The organism is Candidatus Methylospira mobilis (assembly GCF_009498235.1).
Lineage (GTDB): Bacteria > Pseudomonadota > Gammaproteobacteria > Methylococcales > Methylococcaceae > Methylospira > Methylospira mobilis.
Genome location: NZ_CP044205.1, coordinates 2,249,845 through 2,267,347, shown reverse-complemented (window position 1 = coordinate 2,267,347; position 17,503 = coordinate 2,249,845). Strand labels below are relative to the sequence as shown.

The 17,503-nt window shown below is 55.8% G+C and carries 15 protein-coding genes; 11 read left to right on the top strand and 4 right to left on the bottom strand.

Annotated features, from left to right (window positions below; translation table 11 throughout):
- From hfq to F6R98_RS10070, 10 genes are all read left to right on the top strand, one after another.
- On the top strand, positions 1 to 246 hold the full coding sequence (gene hfq / locus F6R98_RS10115) for an RNA chaperone Hfq (RefSeq protein WP_153248904.1): 246 nt from the start codon (positions 1 to 3) through the stop codon (positions 244 to 246).
- Between the two features lie 48 nt (positions 247 to 294).
- Positions 295 to 1,578: a ribosome rescue GTPase HflX gene (gene hflX / locus F6R98_RS10110; RefSeq protein ID WP_153248903.1), complete on the top strand. Its 1,284-nt coding sequence runs from the start codon at positions 295 to 297 to the stop codon at positions 1,576 to 1,578.
- 114 nt (positions 1,579 to 1,692) lie between these two features.
- The gene (gene hflK / locus F6R98_RS10105) at positions 1,693 to 2,913 is read left to right on the top strand and encodes an FtsH protease activity modulator HflK (RefSeq protein ID WP_153248902.1); all 1,221 of its coding nucleotides are present in this window, start codon (positions 1,693 to 1,695) and stop codon (positions 2,911 to 2,913) included.
- Complete coding sequence (gene hflC / locus F6R98_RS10100; protein ID WP_153251005.1) at positions 2,913 to 3,773, top strand: protease modulator HflC; 861 nt, start codon at positions 2,913 to 2,915, stop codon at positions 3,771 to 3,773. The genes hflK and hflC overlap by 1 nt, the downstream gene beginning before the upstream one ends.
- A 105-nt stretch (positions 3,774 to 3,878) precedes the next feature.
- The gene (locus F6R98_RS10095) at positions 3,879 to 5,072 is read left to right on the top strand and encodes an ATP phosphoribosyltransferase regulatory subunit (RefSeq protein ID WP_153248901.1); all 1,194 of its coding nucleotides are present in this window, start codon (positions 3,879 to 3,881) and stop codon (positions 5,070 to 5,072) included.
- Positions 5,073 to 5,150: 78 nt separating this feature from the next.
- Positions 5,151 to 6,446, top strand: a complete 1,296-nt coding sequence (locus F6R98_RS10090; protein ID WP_153248900.1) for an adenylosuccinate synthase — start codon at positions 5,151 to 5,153, stop codon at positions 6,444 to 6,446.
- 36 nt (positions 6,447 to 6,482) lie between these two features.
- Complete coding sequence (cobT, locus tag F6R98_RS10085; protein WP_153248899.1) at positions 6,483 to 7,535, top strand: nicotinate-nucleotide--dimethylbenzimidazole phosphoribosyltransferase; 1,053 nt, start codon at positions 6,483 to 6,485, stop codon at positions 7,533 to 7,535.
- The gene (gene cobC / locus F6R98_RS10080) at positions 7,532 to 8,131 is read left to right on the top strand and encodes an alpha-ribazole phosphatase family protein (protein WP_153248898.1); all 600 of its coding nucleotides are present in this window, start codon (positions 7,532 to 7,534) and stop codon (positions 8,129 to 8,131) included. Before cobT ends, cobC begins: the two co-directional genes overlap by 4 nt.
- 1,149 nt (positions 8,132 to 9,280) lie before the next feature.
- Positions 9,281 to 9,529, top strand: coding sequence for a group II intron maturase-specific domain-containing protein (locus F6R98_RS22745; RefSeq protein ID WP_153251004.1), 249 nt, complete (start codon positions 9,281 to 9,283; stop codon positions 9,527 to 9,529).
- Positions 9,530 to 9,969: 440 nt separating this feature from the next.
- Positions 9,970 to 12,174, top strand: a complete 2,205-nt coding sequence (locus F6R98_RS10070) for a hypothetical protein (RefSeq protein WP_228125205.1) — start codon at positions 9,970 to 9,972, stop codon at positions 12,172 to 12,174.
- Between the two features lie 681 nt (positions 12,175 to 12,855).
- On the opposite strand, the gene lysM is transcribed toward F6R98_RS10070, so the two are convergent.
- The 3 genes from lysM to surE all read right to left on the bottom strand — a co-directional run bounded on the left by lysM (position 12,856) and on the right by surE (position 14,873).
- Positions 12,856 to 13,341, bottom strand: a complete 486-nt coding sequence (gene lysM, locus F6R98_RS10065) for a peptidoglycan-binding protein LysM (RefSeq protein WP_153248897.1) — start codon at positions 13,339 to 13,341, stop codon at positions 12,856 to 12,858.
- A gap of 120 nt (positions 13,342 to 13,461) precedes the next feature.
- The gene (locus tag F6R98_RS10060; protein ID WP_455423473.1) at positions 13,462 to 14,121 is read right to left on the bottom strand and encodes a protein-L-isoaspartate(D-aspartate) O-methyltransferase; all 660 of its coding nucleotides are present in this window, start codon (positions 14,119 to 14,121) and stop codon (positions 13,462 to 13,464) included.
- Positions 14,118 to 14,873 (bottom strand): 5'/3'-nucleotidase SurE, encoded by a 756-nt coding sequence (surE, locus tag F6R98_RS10055; RefSeq protein ID WP_153248896.1) that lies wholly within the window; start codon positions 14,871 to 14,873, stop codon positions 14,118 to 14,120. Before surE ends, F6R98_RS10060 begins: the two co-directional genes overlap by 4 nt.
- A gap of 237 nt (positions 14,874 to 15,110) precedes the next feature.
- Here surE and F6R98_RS10050 point away from each other — a divergent pair, with 237 nt between their 5' ends.
- Positions 15,111 to 15,467, top strand: coding sequence for a hypothetical protein (locus F6R98_RS10050; RefSeq protein ID WP_153248895.1), 357 nt, complete (start codon positions 15,111 to 15,113; stop codon positions 15,465 to 15,467).
- A gap of 45 nt (positions 15,468 to 15,512) precedes the next feature.
- Here F6R98_RS10050 and nadB read toward each other — a convergent pair whose 3' ends face one another.
- On the bottom strand, positions 15,513 to 17,147 hold the full coding sequence (gene nadB / locus F6R98_RS10045; RefSeq protein WP_153248894.1) for an L-aspartate oxidase: 1,635 nt from the start codon (positions 17,145 to 17,147) through the stop codon (positions 15,513 to 15,515).
- Positions 17,148 to 17,503: the final 356 nt, after the last annotated feature.

The following is a 17,503-nucleotide window of genomic DNA, read 5'->3' as shown; positions in this document are numbered from 1 at the left end:
ATGTCTAAAGCTCAAAATTTACAGGATCCCTTTTTGAATGCCCTACGTAAGGAGCATGTTCCCGTATCGATTTATCTGGTAAACGGCATCAAACTTCAGGGGAAAGTCGATTCCTTCGACCAATATGTCATCATGTTGAAAAATACCGTGAGTCAGATGGTTTATAAACATGCTATTTCTACCATCGTACCGGCGCGCCAGGTGCGCATGCCGGGTATGAATGAAGATGGCGAGGAAACGGTTTGAGCCGGTATTCAGCAGCGAAGCACGCCGGATCAAGGGAGAACACAGCTGTTGTTTGACAGACCTGGAAGCGGCGAACGGGCGGTTTTGGTGCATCCGAATACTCATTCCGGCAGCGAAGACCTGGATGAGTTGCGGGATTTGGCGCTTTCCGCCGGCGCCGAGCCGGTGGCGTCGCTGCCGGTGCGCGAAGGCAGGCCGGATCCCCGCTACTTCATCGGTACCGGGAAACTGGATGAACTCGAAGCGGTTATAGCGCAAACCGGAGCGGAGCTGGTATTGTTCAACCATGCATTGACCCCCAGCCAGGAAAGAAATCTGGAAAAGGCGTTGTCGGTCCGCGTAGTGGACAGAACCGGTCTCATTCTGGATATTTTTGCGCAACGCGCACAGACCTTCGAAGGTAAATTACAAGTCGAGCTGGCTCAATTACGCCATCTGGCGACTCGCCTGGTACGCGGATGGACGCATCTTGAGCGGCAAAAGGGGGGGATAGGCCTGCGCGGGCCGGGTGAAACGCAGCTGGAAACCGACAAGCGCTTGCTGGCGAATCGCATACGCCAAATTCAGAAGCGCCTGGAAAAGGTAGAGCAACAGCGTAATCAGGGACGGGCGGCAAGAAGAAAGGCCGATGTGCCGGTGGTCGGTTTGGTGGGGTATACCAATGCAGGGAAATCGACACTGTTCAATGCGTTGACGCAAGCAGGCGTTCTCGCTGCGGATCAGCTGTTTGCCACGCTGGACCCCACCTTGCGCAAGCTTCAGGTGGCACCCAACCACGTAGCCGTTCTGGCCGATACCGTGGGTTTTATCCGCCAGTTGCCCCATGAGCTGGTCGCCGCATTCAAATCGACGCTGAAGGAAGTCAGCGATGCCGATTTATTGTTGCACATCATAGATGCCGGCGATGAGCGCATGAGTGATACCATTATCGAAGTGGAATCCGTGCTGGAAGAAATCGGCGCGGACAACGTTCCCCGCATCCAGGTTTACAATAAACTGGATTTACAGGAGGGGCGCTCCGCTTCGGTGGAACGCAATGAACAGGGACTGGTTGATCGCGTGTGGGTTTCCGCCGTCCATGGCGACGGTCTGGATTTGCTGCTCGGCGCGCTGGATGAGCGTTTGTTTGGAGCCAGCCGTCACTTTTCAATCCGAATCGCCCCTGCCGAGGCAGTCTGGCGCGCGCGCCTGTTCCAGTACGCGCAGGTATTGCATGAAAATAATCTGGAAGGCGGCGGCTGGGAGATGGAGGTTGTCGTCCCGGCGCGGGCATTGGGTTTTCTAGCCGAAGCGGGGTTGACGCTTGAGCTGAAGGGGCTCATTCAAAAATAGTGTAGTTTTGTGTCGCAATCGAGTTTCCCGGATAATTCACGCAATAGCCATGAGCGTTGTGAATACCTTAGCTGGTTTGATGTCCGCATTTATTTCTTAACGAGGAGTTAATTTATGTCCTGGAATGAACCGGGCAGTAACAAAAAAGATCCGTGGGGTGGGCGGGATCCGCAACAGACCCCCCCTGACCTGGATGAGCTGATGCGCTCCATGCAGGAGCGTTTGGGAAAAATATTTTCCGGTGGCGGCAGTTCCGGAAGCAAGTTCCCATCAAGCGCGCCCGGAGGCTGGCTGCTGCTGCTTGCTGTGCCGCTGCTGGTTTGGGGCCTGACCGGCGTTTACATTGTCGACGAAGGCAACCGCGGCGTGGTGACGCGTTTCGGAAAATACGTGGAAACGACTCAACCCGGTCCGCATTGGCACATACCTTCGCCAGTAGAAAGCGTAATCAACGTTAATGTCGAGCAGCAGCGCTTCATTGAAGTAGGTTACCGTTCCGGCGGGCGTCAGCAATCGCTGGGGCCGGTGCCGAAGGAAGCACTGATGCTGACCCAGGACGAAAATATAGTCGATATCCGCCTGGCTGTGCAGTACCAGATCAAGGATGCCAGAAACTACCTTTTCAAACTGCTCGACCCCGATGCGACTTTGAAACAGGTAACCGAAAGCGCTGAGCGCGGCATTATCGGTAAAAGCACCATGGATTTTGTGCTGACGGAAGGGCGTAGCGGGATAGCCGAGGAAATCAAAAGCGAGATCCAGCAGATACTGGATCAATATCAGGCCGGTATACGCGTGACTACCGTCAACTTCGTCGACGCCCAGCCGCCGGAAGAAGTTCAGAGCGCTTTTGAAGATGCCATCAAAGCGCGCGAAGACGAACAGCGTTTAAAGAACGAAGCCGAAGCTTATGCCAACGAAGTTGTGCCGAAAGCGCGCGGCGCCGCGGCGCGTCTGATACAGGAATCCGAAGCGTACAAGCTGAAACTGATCGCCAAGGCGCAAGGTGAAGCCGGACGCTTCAAGCAACTGTTGGCCGAGTTCGAAAAAGCGCCAGACGTGACGCGCGAACGCTTGTATCTGGATTCCATGGAGTCGGTCCTCGAAAAATCCAACACTATGCTGGTGGATGTGAAGGGCGGAAATAATGTGCTTTATCTACCCATGGACAAAGTCAGAAAGAACCTCATTCCCGCCGTAACGGAATCCGCGCGCGAAACTGAACGCGAGCTGTCATCCCCGCAGCAAAATGCGCTGGAGCCGCTTTCCGACGTAGCCAATACTGCCGCCGCGCGCGCCGCCAATTTACGTGGACGTGAGTCGAGGACACAATGATGCTGAATAACAAACCGATACTGATTGGGATAATTGCCGTCGTTTCGTTGCTGTCGATGTCGGTATTTACCGTAGGCGAGACGCAGAGGGCGGTGAAGTTTCGCTTGGGCGAAGTGGTGGAAACCGATTATGCTCCCGGTCTTTATTTTAAAATTCCATTAATCAACAATGTTAAAAAGTTCGATGCGCGCGTGTTGACGCTGGAATCCAAACCCGAGCGTTTCCTGACATCCGAGAAGAAAAACGTCATTGTCGATTCGTTTGCCAAATGGCGGATCAAGGATGTTTCGAAGTTTTACACTACGGTCGCGGGCGATGTCGTACAGGCCAATATCCGTTTGGATCAGATCGTCAAGGACGCGATGCGCGGCGAATTCAGCAAGCGCACCATACGTGAACTGGTTTCATCGGAGCGCGGACAGGTGCGCGACATACTGTTGAAGTCGGTCAAGCCGGCAGCGGATGAAATGGGCGTCGATATAGTCGATATTCGCGTCATGCGCGTTGACCTGCCCAGCGAAGTCAGCTCGTCGGTTTACAGACGCATGGAAGCCGAGCGCGCGCGCGTGGCGCGAGATTTCCGTTCGCGCGGTGCTGAAATGGCCGAACGCATACGCGCCGACGCCGATCGCCAGCGCGAAGTGACTTTGGGCGACGCCTATCGCGATGCCGAGCTGAAGCGTGGTGAAGGCGATGCCACTGCGGCTGAAATTTATGCCCAGGCTTATGGAAAGAACAAGGAGTTTTTTGATTTCTATCGCAGCTTGACGGCTTACCGGCAGGTATTCAGAGGCGATGGCGATACCATCGTGCTGGACCCGGACTCCGATTTCTTCAAGTATTTCAAGAAAGCGCATTAAGCTCAGCAATGAGTTCATCAGTAACCCGTTCATTTCCGCGCCGCAGGTGCGAGAATGAGCGGGTTATGTCCGCTTGGACATGCACTATAGACTTTTAATTTCATCATGTTGTCTGAAGAATATTGGCTGTTGCCGGAAGGCATAGAAGAAATACTGCCGGCCGAAGCCAAGCCCCTGGAGCGGTTGCGTAGAGATATACTCGATCTTTTTGAGCGCTGGGGCTACGATCTGGTCATACCGCCATTCGTGGAGTTCATGGAGTCTTTATTGACCGGGGCAGGCCACGATCTCGATCTTCAAACCTTCAAGATAATCGATCAAATCAGCGGACGGTTGATGGGCGTGCGTGCGGATATGACTCCGCAGGTTGCGCGCATAGACGCCAGAAATTCGCGCGGCGACACGCCCACCCGTTTTTGCTATAGCGGCACCGTATTGCATACGCAATCTGATTGCCTGCATGGTTCCAGAAGTCCCTGGCAGATCGGCGCCGAGCTTTACGGGTCTGCCGGTTGCGGCGGCGATGCCGAAATCATCCGTCTGGCGCTGGAAATGTTTTCGGTGGCGGGAATCCCCAAGGTTTACCTGGATTTGGGGCATGTCGGCATTTACCGCGGTCTGGCGAAACAGGCGGGTTTGCACGAGGCTCAAGAGGCGGGTCTGTTCGGTATATTGCAGCGCAAGGCGACGCCGGAGCTCAGGCAGTTCGTCGCCGAACAGCGTATCGATTCCGTGGTTGCGGCGATGTTGATAGCGCTGACGGAGTTAAACGGCGGATCGGAAACGATCGTTCAGGCGCGCAAAATCTTCACCGCCGCCGATGCAGGCGTGCGGCAGGCTTTGGATGATCTGGAAGCGACAGCCGAGTGCGTTCGGCAGGCCTATCCGCATACGCCCATACACTTCGATCTTGCCGAACTGCGCGGCTACCACTATCAGACCGGCGTTGTGTTTGCGGTATTCGTATCCGGCTACGGGCGCGAAGTTGCGCGTGGCGGGCGTTATGATGAAATCGGCAAGGTTTTTGGGCGTGCGCGGCCCGCTACCGGTTTCAGCGCCGATCTCAAAGTGATGGCGCGGTTATCCGAACGCTCTGGAATAGCGCCGGAAAGAATTTATGCGCCGCTTGCACAAGGCGACACCGGGCTGAGCGCCGAGATTCGGCAATTGCGTCAACAGGGGCGCGTTGTGATAGAGGGGCTCACCGATAATGCATGCGAAGCAACGGATCTCGCTTGCAGTCTCCGTCTGGTTAAAGCAACCATGGAAACCGGCTGGGAACTTGTTTCCGTAACCTGACACGCTGCTGCAGGCAAGCGCTGCCTACGGCTAAGCTGTGCGGCGCGCTTCCAAACGATGAGACACTTTGGAGTGACTATGGGAAAAAATGTTGTTGTAATCGGCACTCAATGGGGTGACGAAGGTAAGGGCAAGCTGGTCGATCTGTTGACGGAAAAGGCGGATGCCGTTGTTCGCTTCCAGGGTGGACACAATGCCGGCCATACGCTGGTTATCAACGGAACCAAAACAGTGCTGCATCTAATTCCTTCAGGCATCCTGCGCGAAGGGGTGCGTTGCGCCATCGGCAACGGCGTCGTACTCTGTCCCGATGCGCTGATGGAAGAAATCAAAGTATTGGAACAGGCAGGAGTGCCGGTGCGCGACCGTATGCTGATCAGCGAATCCTGCGCGTTGATTCTGCCGGTGCATGTTGCGCTGGATCGCGCGCGCGAACTTGCGCGCGGCAGCAAGGCGATAGGCACCACCGGACGCGGTATCGGCCCGGCTTATGAAGACAAGGTGGCGCGCAGAGGCTTGCGCGCCGGCGATTTGCTCAACCCTGCCGGGTTTGCCGAGCGTCTGCGCGAATTGCTGGAATATCACAATTTTGTGTTGACTCAATACTACCGGGCGGAAGCCTTGAATTTCGAGTCGATGCTGGAACATATGCTGAGCGTCGGCGAGCAGATCAAACCGATGCTGGGCGACGTATCGGAAATGCTTTATGCCTGTCAGGACAACGGCGGCAACCTGTTATTCGAAGGCGCGCAGGGCGCGATGCTGGATATCGATCACGGCACCTATCCGTTTGTGACGTCCTCGAACACCACGGCGGGCGGCGCTGCCAGCGGCACCGGGCTCGGGCCGTTGGATTTCGATTATGTGCTAGGTATCACCAAGGCTTATTCGACGCGCGTGGGTAATGGCCCGTTTCCCACCGAACTGGATGATGATGTAGGACGGCGCTTGTCCGAGCGCGGCGTCGAGTTTGGCGCGACCACCGGAAGAGCGCGGCGCTGCGGATGGTTCGATGCGGTTTTGATGCGCAAATCGGCGCGCCTTAACAGCCTGAGCGGCATTTGCCTGACCAAGCTCGATGTGCTCGACGGATTGGAAACAGTAGGCATTTGTACCGGCTATACCCTGGACGGCGTCGTCACCGATAAAGTTCCCGCCGGCGCCGAAAAGTATGCGCAGTGCCGTCCGGTTATCGAAGAGCTGCCGGGCTGGACGGAAAACACGCTCGGCATCACCCGTTATGATGATTTGCCGGACAACGCCAAACGCTACATACGCAGAATAGAGGAACTGGTCGGCGTATCGATCGATATTCTGTCAACCGGCCCGGACCGGGAAGAAACCATCGTGCTGAGGCATCCTTTTCTTCTGTAGGATGTGTTGCGCGGTAGCGGATAAATGGACAATAGCATGTGTTGGGATGTTCCCGAGGTCGCTTCGCCTTGCGCCGTGACTTTTCGCGATGCGCTGGAACGTCAGGCGCAGTTGACCAAACCTCCGGGGTCGCTGGGCCTGCTGGAAGAGCTGGCTGTGCGTCTGGCCGCGATGCAGGGCAGGGTACGTCCGGCGCTTGACCAGGTTACGATCAGCCTGTTTGCCGCCGATCACGGCGTAGCCGATGAAGGCGTTTCCGCCTTTCCGCAATCGGTAACCCGCAAAATGCTGCGCAACTTCATCTGCGGCGGCGCCGCGATCAGCGTGCTCGCGCGCCGGATCGGCGCAGGCCTTGAGGTGGTCGATGTCGGCGTAATCGAACATGAAAATGAATCGCCCGACAACGCCGACATCGTTTCCGCGCGTGCCGGAAACGGCACCGCCAATTTCACGCTACGACCGGCCATGACCGATGAGCAGCTGGTCAGAGCATTGACGGCAGGCTCCGAGGCGGTTGCGCGGGCGAGGATGGCGGGTGCACAGTTGTTCATAGGCGGCGAAATGGGCATAGCCAATACCACGTCCGCCAGCGCGTTGGCCTGTGCGTTGCTGCATGCCGATCCCCGAGTTTTGACCGGTCCCGGAACCGGTTTGAATGCGGAGAGAGTCCGGCATAAACGCACTGTGATCGAGGCTGGACTCATGCGCCATGACGGACATGGCGGTAATCCTCTGGAAATCCTGCGTTGTCTGGGCGGCTTTGAAATTGCAGCGCTGAGCGCCGCTTACTTGCACGCCGCCTCTTCTTCGATACCGGTATTGGTAGACGGGTTTATTGCCGGTGTCGCCGCATTGCTCGCCGTTCGCTTGCAACCGGCATGCGCCGACTGGCTGTTTTTTGCGCATCGCTCGGCGGAGCCGGGTCATATCGTGGTATTGGAAGCCTTGCAGGCCCGGCCGATACTCGACATGGACATGAGGCTGGGGGAGGGCAGCGGCGCAGCTCTGGCGGTGCCGCTGTTGCGGTCGGCCTGTGCGATACACAACGACATGGCGACATTCAGCGAAGCCGGCATTTCGAGCGCATGAATCCTGCCGTAATCGACCTGTTGCGCCACGGCGAGGTGGACGGCGCTTTATGTATGGGCGGTGAATGCGATGCGCCGCTCAATGCGCGCGGCTGGGCGCAGATGCGCGCAGTGTTGCCGGCGGACGGCTCTGCGCCGCCCTGGAACGGCATTATCAGCTCGCCGCTGCTGCGTTGCGCCGAGTTTGCGCGCGAAGTCGCGGGTAAGCATAATTTGCCTCTGGAATTTGATGTGCGCTTTCGAGAACTCGGTTTCGGGGCTTGGGAAGGCCGGAGCTGGGAATCGCTCTACAAAGATGAAGGCGAGCGTCTGCTGGCCTTTCAGCGCAACCCAACCGAAAATCCCGCGCCGGGCGGCGAAGATTACCCCGATTTCGAGCGCCGCATCGCCGATGCCTGGAATGAATTGCTGGATATCGCTAGCGAACGGCACTGGCTGCTGCTGGCCCATGGCGGCGTCATACGCGTGCTACTGCGGCTGCTCCTGGAAATCCCCCCCGCCAATCTGTTCCGAATCGACGTGCCTCACGCCAGCCTGTCGCGTTTACAACATGATTACGGCGTTACGCGGCTGATATTCCATGGCGGCAAATTGTGAGCGCTTAGTGTGTTGTAGTTATTTACAATATGTATCGCTCTGCGTCAGTGCCTTGCAAATGGCCTTCTGGCGCCCCGTAAACCGCCGCCCGGCTTGTTGCGTCACCCGGATCGTGGCAGCCGGTACGCGAGCCGGGAATATCGCCGGCATTTAGAGGTGATGAAGAGGGAACAGAGTATGAACCGCAAAGGGAATTGCTGGGACAACGGTGTGCCACGAAGGCGCAAAGAAGGACAAAGTCCTTACCTGCAGCTATGCTGCATGAGAGATGAGGGTAGGCCCCTCGAAGTCTGATTACAGGACCCGGCTTCAAACCACCACGAGCTGCTGTGATCAAAAGTCACGGTGGTGAGCGTCGTTGGAAAAGCCACGATTAACGTGTCAGGTATGGATTAAGCAGATGAACGCAAGTGAATAGCCGATGACATGTCGAAAAGCAAACCAACCAACATCAAAACCGGATAGAGTTGTTGATCCGGGACAAACCCAGACAATACCTGTTTATGGACTGGGTGGCGTTCGGCGTAGAGGCTGCATGAGCTTAATTCAGGCTCTTGTGTGGAACGTGGGAACCTGCTGGCTGAATGCCAAGGGAAGAGAAGTGGCTGTTTTCAGCAGCTTTGCAAGTACCGATGTCAGCCAGAGGGGCGGAGCAACTCGTAGTAGTGATGAAAGCGCTGTAATGGCGGTGGAGCGAAGGGGTTGCGTTATTCAGCCAAGTGCTGCCGCCAACCACTAAAGGGAGGAGCGGTAAACCTTGGCAAAGGTCATTTGAACTATCCAAACATGCCGTATGGGATGCCTATTTGGCGGTGAAAGCTAATAAATAAAGGAGCTGCCGGCATTGATGGGCAAACCATGGAGGATTTTGAGTCTGATTTAAAGAACAAGCGGCGGTTACCCTGTGCGGACTTGAACTCTGTCAGGAGAAGACCAGGATAGTGTACTGCAAGGACTCAAGCCGGAACGATGAGTATCCGAATCAGAGCTTTGATTTTCTGGGGTATACATTCAGACCCCGAAGCGCCCGCGATGGAAACGGCAAATTCTTTGTGAGCTTCTCACCGGCTGTTAGGCGTAAGGCGTTGAAAGCCATGAGGGTAAAGCGCAAGAGACATCCGTTGATAAAAGCGGGGGTACAGTCAGAGCATTGTAGATTTGGCGAAGGCCATTAATCCGATTATTCAGGGATGGATAACTTATGACGGAAAGTTCAGGAAATCGGCTATGTCTGCTATTTATAGCGACATCAACGAAAAGCTATTGAGCTGGGCGAGGCGGAAATTCAAATCGCTACAGCGCCGGAAATGGCGTGCCAGCCAATGGTTACGAGAGCTATATCGACAATATCCGACATTATTTGCTCACTGGCGAGTTTGGAGCTGGGTGGCTGAATAACAAGAGCCGTATGAATCGAGAGATTCACGTACGGTTCCGTGAGCAACTGAAGGGGGCGGTTCCTTTCGGTTGACTCGACCGCCGACCGAACGTTTTTTTCGCAGCTTGAAGCATGAGCAGCTCAACTACGAAAAATTCAAGGCCCAACGGAGGAGGCAAAACAGAGTGTGATTGATTATTTGGCTTTTTATAATGGCCGCCGATCACACTCAACATTGGGTTATCAGTCCCAGTCCCCTCTCAAATTCGAGAAAGAATATTATAGAAACGCTGCCTGAACAGGCGTCCGGAGTTTGTTGACCATTACATATGCGCCGAGCGCGCTGTTACGGCATGATATGCGATCAAGATCGTTTGTTAATGTTGTTGTACTTTTTGGGTAAGCAAATCGGCTTAACCGTCGTGGAACGAACTCTTCCAGCACCACTCAGGTGGAATAGATGTGTAAGATGATACTCCATCCGAAGGGGTTCCGGCGCTGCGTTTTTCGAGAAGCGAGCGCCGCCATTCTGTTCTTCGGCATACTTGCCCAACAACCGGCGCTGCATCAGACAGGGCAGGCGGCGCTGAGTCAATTGGCGGACAGAGGCTACAATATTCCCTCGGAGAACGATCCGGTGCGCGTTTTTCCGGCGCTGACCGATGGAAATTTCAGCGGCGGCCACGCCGGAGGTTGGCGGCCGGGCAGTATTTATCTGCGTTCGTATCCTCGGGGCAATTTCGACAGCAGCGTTTATCTGCGTCATGAATTACTCCATGAAGCGAGTCATCGCAGTTGTGCGGGACGGTTGCCGTTATGGGCCGAAGAAGCCGCTGCGATGTATTTCAGCGGCGAACTGGCGCACAAGGTTGCAACCGATGCGCCGAGCGAGCAGGATAGGGAGCTTCTGCACGCTGTGGTACGGCGCGGCGCGAATCTGGGGCATTCCGAAAGAGAGACGCTGGGCCGGTTGCTGATGCAGACAGGCTGGCCTGAATCCGCGTGCGCGGTTTCCGCCAGGCTGGCCGCGTTGCTGGGCGCGCCCTTCGATGCAAGTGGAAGCAGCGCCTTTCTGTTGATGAGTTTGTCGAGCGGGCGCATATTGGAAATATCCGGCGACCGTAAAACCCGCTATCCTCCCGGCTCCCTGCTGAAGATTCCTTATGCCGCCGCGTTAAAACAGGCCGACCCTGTCTCGTTGGGAGCGGAGCTGGTAACCAGCAACACCGATAAACTGCTGGGGCGTCAGGATCAACTGGATATCGATCGTCTGCGTTTGCTGCTTTCTCCGCTCAAAAGTCAGGGGGCGATAGATATTCATTCCGTGACAGCGCCCGATGTTGCGGGCTTCGGAAACTCTCGCCCCAACCATTCATCCTCCGGCGAGGGGCTTGCTTCGCTTGAGCGGACAGCGAGCACTCCCATACGTGCTTATCTGGGAGAACGCAACGCTGATGGAATTTTTCCAATTGAAGGCACACTGAATGAATTGGCGCTGGTATTGCGTATTTCGCTGCTGTCAAAACCGTTCTACTTTTCAGGACTCAATCAAAACGGCGTATCGCCCGATTCGACTTTGGCCGCGCAGAGCGCGCCGGATAAGCGCTTATTGCAACAGCTTCATGCCTTGAGCAAAACAGGAACGGTTTCAGACACGAACGGCAATCCGCTGCTGGGTCATTTACTGGTGGTCTGGCCGGCGGAGCACCCGGTTTATCTGGCCCTGTTCCGGCAACGTGGCGTTCCCGGCGCCGCGTTGCTGCAACGAGCCGCGCAGCAGCTGGCTCAATGGCGGCAGACGCACCCTGTGCGTTACTCCAGCGCTAAAGTCAGATTGTTAACGCTGACGCCGCGCAGCAGCTGGGAGGCGCAACAGGATTGCCCTGCCTTGACTGCCTTTAACTCGCGCTTCAGCCTGTGCGGACAGTTCCGTATAGTTTCCAGCGCGAAAAGCAGCCGTTCAGAGCGCTGGGTCAGCGGCATATTGAAAGAGCAGTCTGCCGGCGGCCCGGTGATTCTGGAAACCGACAGTGAAAGTTACGCCGACGCGGTGCTGGCGGCGGAGGCGCAGGAGCTTAAAGGCGCTGCCCGCGCCGCGCTGCGCGCAATCATTGTCTGGAACGGCAGCCATGGCGCACATCGGCACAGCGATTCCGCATCGCTATGCGATACCACGCACTGCATGGTATTCATGGGCAATGCTGTTCCCACAAAGCCGGAGCAACAACTTTCCGTTACCACCGACCCGCGCTTGCTGCGTTATCTGGACCGTCTGGCTGGCGAAGCGAAACTGGATTGGCTGTCTTTTGCCTACGGCGGCGATGAGCGTTGGCAGCGCCGTCTGGATGGCGGGGAGCTGGCAGTCCGGCTCGCTGAGCCGACGGTATTGGATGTTCGCAGGGAGCGGCGCAAGGATGGCGCGGTGTTAATCCACCTGCTCTATCCCGAAAACGAAGAGGTGCTTGGTTGCGAAATTTTCCGCAACGCCTTCAAGCTGCCGTCATGCCCCGACGCCATTGAGCATCTTGTATCGGAAAATGCCTGGATTTTCAGCGGTGCCGGAGCCGGTCACGGCCAAGGCATGGCTGTTGAGCGTGCAAAAGCCTTGGCGGAAGCGGGATGGAGCGCGGAAGATATATTACGGGATGCTTACGGCAAAGATTAATGGGGCTTGGATGCCGCCAGGGTACGCCAAAGACCTTGTTACCCGTTCTGGTGCGACAACGGCAACTCAATTACCAAGTCAATGCGGTTTTGCGGAACATCAGCGAACAGGATTTAAAGCCGTATGCGTTTCACTTCAGCAGCATTCCGTATATGATAAACGCATCTTTTTATCGCCGAAGTCAGCAAGGTTCCCTGCAAGGCGTATTTAATGAAGTACGGTTTACGCGTTCTCGCCTAACCGTTCATGGCGCAAGCGTCGCTCCCTATCATGCAAAACGCTCGCACCATGAACGGTTTCCCTCACCCTGCCTCTCCCGGAGCGCATAGGTATCTAGACAAGTTCTCTCTCCTGTGGGAGAGGGCTAGGGTGAGGCTAAAAGCGTTTGAGTTATCAAAAACTTTGATGCAGGCAACAAGCGCTTTACACCCTCACCCCCGGAGAGGGGGTGAGGTGTTCGCTTCACGATTTACACGGTAACGATATCAAAGTATTGTCTTTACCTGATCGTTGCTTTGCACTCTACTATAGACTTATTACCGCATCCGCCGTTGTTTTCATGGTGTAAATGCCTATTAAAGCGATAACAAGGCCGAGTTTAATGCGACAGTGGAAAAAAGCCACACGCATTACGTGCGGAATAAAATCCCCGCACGTTTTCAAAGGCGCATGAGCGCAGGTTTATACGCTTGCTGTTTGCGGTGGGATACGCAACACCTGACCCGGATAAATCTTATCCGGATGCTTCAGCATCGGCTTGTTGGCTTCAAAAATGGCAGTGTAGCCGTTGGCGTTGCCATAATGTTTTTTTGCGATTGCGGACAAGGTCTCTCCGCCAGCCACTGTGTGGAATACCGCTTCGCCTGTTGCAGCACCATTGTTGCCTGCGATGTATAGTTTGTCGTTTATCGAGTCGATTCCTTCGACGTTTCCGCACGCGAGTATGACTTTTTCGCACGTTTCCTGATCGGGTACGCTGCCGGAGACCTCTGCGCTATGCGCCGCCTTCTCTACCGCAACATGCAGCTCGGTTACCGGCAATTGCAGTGACTGGACATGAGCGGTAATCGCCGCGCTTGCGGAGCGATTTGCCGATTCCTGATCTTCGCTGGAAGCGCCGCCGAGGAGTTTTTCCCCCGCATCTTTTATAAAACTGAACAATCCCATGGATGCTCCTGCTAGGTAATGAGTCGAATGACTCTGGAGCCGTTAACATAAATCTATTTTTGGGAAAGTTCAACAGCTTGGTATATCAATGGCTTTCGAAGAATACATGCAATTTAGCGATTAAATAACATCATCCAGCAGCGGAACAAAAATGGCTGGTTCGATGACCTCATCTTCAAAACCGGTCTCGGTGCGGGTAATCTTGTGCAGCATCTGGTCTCTGCCGTCGCCTATGGGAATGATGAGTCTGCCGCCTATCGCCAACTGGTCGATCAAGCCCTGGGGCGCTCGCGTCGGCGCGGCTGCGACCAGTATGCCGTCGTAGGGCGCATACTCGGCCCAACCTTCGTTGCCGTCGGTATGCTGTAAGCGGATGTTGCGCAAACGCAGGTTTTGCAGGCAGCGTCGGGCGCGCTGCTGGAGCGGGTAGATGCGTTCCACGCTGTAAACCTTGCCGACCAGTTGCGCCAATATGGCGGTCTGATAACCGGACCCGGTGCCGACTTCGAGAACTTTTTCGACATTGCGGTTTTCGAGCAGCAGCTGGGTCATGCGCGCGACGCTGTAGGGCTGCGAAATGGTCTGGTTGAAACCGATCGGCAGCGGCATGTCTTCATAAGCGCGGCCTGCAAACGCCTCTTCCACAAAAAGGTGGCGCGGCGTTTGCAGCATGACTTCCAGTACCCTTTCCATGTGGACGCCTTGTTCGCGTATGCGTCCTATCATGCGTTCCCGCGTGCGGCGGGAGGTCATGCCTATGCCTTCGTGACTCAGTGTCAAAGATTCCCTCCTGACGGCAGCCAATCAGCAAGGGCCGCCAGCCCGTCATGGCGGGTCAGATCTATTTGTAAAGGCGTCACCGAAACGAAGTTGTGGCGAATTGCATAAAAGTCGGTGCCTGGCCCGGCATCCTGTTCCGGTCCGGCGCTGCCCACCCAGAAAATTTCGCGTCCCCTGGGGTCGGTCGAGCGGATGACCGATTCGGCCTTGTGACGCTGTCCCAGCCGCGTGGACTGAAATCCGCGTATTGCGTCAAGCGGGACGTCGGGAACGTTGACATTCAGGATAGTATCGTCCGGCAGCGGGTTTGCTAGCAGGTGCTCAAGCAGGCGCGTGGCCACTCGCGCCGCCGTTTCGAAATGCTGCGGATGGGTGCCGTCCAGTGAAACCGCCATTGCCGGCAACCCCAAAAAGCGGCCTTCGGTTGCCGCCGCCACCGTACCTGAATAGATGACGTCATCGCCCAGGTTCGCACCGTGATTGATGCCGGCGAATACCATATCCGGTTCCTGCTCAAGCAGGCCGGTAATGGCCAGATGTACGCAGTCGGTGGGCGTGCCGTCGACCTTGAAAAAACCGTTGCTCGCAACGCTTACGTGCAAGGGTCTGTCCAGCGTAAGCGAGTTGCTCGCGCCGCTGCGATTGCGCTCCGGCGCTACTACGGTAACTTTGGCTCGCTCTTTCAATGCTGCGGACAGCGCGATCAGGCCGGGAGCCGAATAGCCGTCGTCGTTGCTAAGTAATATATGCATGGGTCCAACCAAAAAAACGTGGTTAAGTTTAACACTAATCCGCCCGCTACCGTGCAAATCGCGAAGCGAACACCGGCTCTCCTTTCTGTCTTGGGTATAGGTATCTACACAAGTCGGATAAATTGCGATGATATGTAGTATGCATCAGATTTTTTAAAGCTTGAACCTCGGCTGAAGAGGCGGTACGAAAACCTGGTCAGCGCGTATGGCAATTGCACGCATGAGCCGGCAGCGGACATGAAAGCGCTGTTTGCTGGTACGCGCCGTGCTTCGCATGCGCAGGCATTGTGGCGGTTTCCGTCAAATAAACAAGAAACACCCTTGAGTTTGGCGAGGCCGTTGCCGGCGTTGTCTCAGCAAAACGTGGAGACAGAATGCGACGCCCATGCGTTGTGTGTTCACGATGGGTCGCGGATCAACTACAACACGCACACGATAAGGAAGGATCGCAAACAACCGACACACGGCACAGATGTCGGTTATGAATTGCAAAGTACGCTACTGGCGAGTGATCAGAGCGGCGCGCCGCTGGCGGCCCCGGTTCAGAACGGGGTCACCGATGAAGGGGTGTGGCAAACGCGAGTGCCGGATTGACAGGGCGACGGTCAGACGCATCCGGATGAACTTTAGTCGATAACTTCAACCGGGTGGAAATGCAGAATCCTGCCCGACGGAAGGAGAAAGTATGGTAGCTTTCGGCGCTTGGCTGTCGTCGGTGCGAGGATAGTCGCGCGTGTAGTGCAGCCCGCGGCTTTCTTTCCGGCCCAGCGCGGAGCGGATAATCAGCTCCGCAACGGTTGCCAGGTTGCGCAATTCCAGCAAGTCGCCGGTTACGCGGAAATTGCCGTAGTATTCGGCTATTTCCGATTGCAGCATGTCGATGCGATGTTTGGCCCGCTCCAGCCGCTTGGAGGTGCGGACGATGCCGACATAATCCCACATGAAGCGACGGATTTCATCCCAGTTATGCGATACGACCACTTCCTCGTCCGAATCGCTGACGCGCGATTCGTCCCAATCAGGTAAAGCCGGAGGCATGGGCGCTTGATCGATTTCCCGTAGAATATCCTCTGCCGCCAGACGTGCAAAAACCAGGCATTCCAGCAGCGAATTGCTGGCCAGGCGGTTTGCGCCGTGCAGTCCGGTGGAGGCGACTTCGCCTATCGCGTACAAACCGGGAATATCTGTTCTGGCGTTGATATCGACCAATACGCCGCCACAGGTAAAGTGGGCTGCGGGTACCACCGGGATTGGGCTGCGCGTAATGTCCATGCCCAGTTCGAGACAATGCGCGTAAATCATCGGGAAATGTTGGCGGATGAACTCAGCAGGTTTGAAGCTGATATCCAGATAGACGCAGTCAATGCCGAGCCGTTTCATTTCATGGTCGATAGCCCGTGCGACGATATCGCGCGGAGCCAGTTCCGCACGAGAATCGAAGCGGCTCATGAACTCGCTGCCGTCGGGCAGCAGTAGTTTGGCGCCTTCGCCGCGCAAGGCCTCAGAAATGAGAAAAGAACGCACCTGGGTATGATAAAGACAGGTCGGATGGAATTGCATGAACTCCATGTTGGCGATGCGCGCGCCGGCGCGCCAGGCGAGTGCGATGCCGTCACCGGTGGAAATGTCCGGATTGCTGGTGTACAGGTAGACCTTGCTGGCACCCCCGGTCGCCAGCACCACGATGCGCGCCCGCAAGGTTTTTACACGGTTGTCCAGGGTATGCAATGCATAAGCGCCGAGTACGCGTTGCCCCGGCATGCCCCGTTTACGTTCCGTAATCAGGTCGATCACATTATGGTATTCGAGGATTCTGATGTTGTGATGATTGCGGACATGTTTTTCCAGCGATGTTTCCAGGGCCGCGCCTGTGGCGTCGTCCGCGTGCACCACGCGTCTGTGAGTATGTCCGCCTTCACGGGTCAGATGAAGATGAGTCTGTCCTTCGTCGGTATGAAATTCGGTAAACGGCACGCCGTGCGCGAGCAGCCAGTCTATGCAGTCTTTTCCCTGCGACACCACGAAACGCACGACTTCGGGGTTGCATAATCCCGCTCCGGCATCCAGCGTATCCCTGATGTGCGATTCCCAGGAGTCTTTTTTATCGAGCACCGCGGAAATGCCGCCTTGTGCGTAGAGGGTGTTGGTTTCGCGTAGCGCAACCTTGGTTACAACGCAGACGCGGGTGTGATCGGCCAGGCGCAGGGCAAGACTGAGTCCGGCGCCGCCGCTGCCGATGACAAGAACATCGGTATCGAGCATATGGGATGACATGGCAAAATATTTCTTTATGATTCAGGTAACACTATGTTCATAATATCCTACTGGAAAACGTGCCTGCATTGTAAGCATCCGCTTAAAAGGCGATAATTAAAATTGAAAGGTAACTATTCAGTGAGAGCTTAGGATTCATGACCGAAGCGGTCGGGTTGAGGCAAGCCAGTTGTGACGCGCGGAAGCGCGTCGGATTATTACCCGAGCTTCGCAGCAAGTCCTTCCCCCTTCGGCTATGCTCAGGACAGGCCCAGGAAGCTCATTAGGCCCATTATAGTCGTAGAAGGTCTCTCCTGACTTGCCTTACCTCGTTTCCAGCGGGTATGCTGAATAGTTGAGATGTAAAGTAACAATTC

What these genes read in the sequence shown, in the direction of transcription:
- hfq (WP_153248904.1), top strand. Translation starts at nt 1, where the DNA reads ATGTCTAAAGCTCAAAATTTACAGGATCCCTTTTTGAATGCCCTACGT.
- hflK (WP_153248902.1), top strand. Translation starts at nt 1,693, where the DNA reads ATGTCCTGGAATGAACCGGGCAGTAACAAAAAAGATCCGTGGGGTGGG.
- hflC (WP_153251005.1), top strand. Translation starts at nt 2,913, where the DNA reads ATGCTGAATAACAAACCGATACTGATTGGGATAATTGCCGTCGTTTCG.
- F6R98_RS10095 (WP_153248901.1), top strand. Translation starts at nt 3,879, where the DNA reads ATGTTGTCTGAAGAATATTGGCTGTTGCCGGAAGGCATAGAAGAAATA.
- F6R98_RS10090 (WP_153248900.1), top strand. Translation starts at nt 5,151, where the DNA reads ATGGGAAAAAATGTTGTTGTAATCGGCACTCAATGGGGTGACGAAGGT.
- cobT (WP_153248899.1), top strand. Translation starts at nt 6,483, where the DNA reads ATGTGTTGGGATGTTCCCGAGGTCGCTTCGCCTTGCGCCGTGACTTTT.
- cobC (WP_153248898.1), top strand. Translation starts at nt 7,532, where the DNA reads ATGAATCCTGCCGTAATCGACCTGTTGCGCCACGGCGAGGTGGACGGC.
- F6R98_RS10070 (WP_228125205.1), top strand. Translation starts at nt 9,970, where the DNA reads ATGTGTAAGATGATACTCCATCCGAAGGGGTTCCGGCGCTGCGTTTTT.
- lysM (WP_153248897.1), bottom strand. Translation starts at nt 13,341, where the DNA reads ATGGGATTGTTCAGTTTTATAAAAGATGCGGGGGAAAAACTCCTCGGC.
- surE (WP_153248896.1), bottom strand. Translation starts at nt 14,873, where the DNA reads ATGCATATATTACTTAGCAACGACGACGGCTATTCGGCTCCCGGCCTG.
- F6R98_RS10050 (WP_153248895.1), top strand. Translation starts at nt 15,111, where the DNA reads ATGAAAGCGCTGTTTGCTGGTACGCGCCGTGCTTCGCATGCGCAGGCA.
- nadB (WP_153248894.1), bottom strand. Translation starts at nt 17,147, where the DNA reads ATGTCATCCCATATGCTCGATACCGATGTTCTTGTCATCGGCAGCGGC.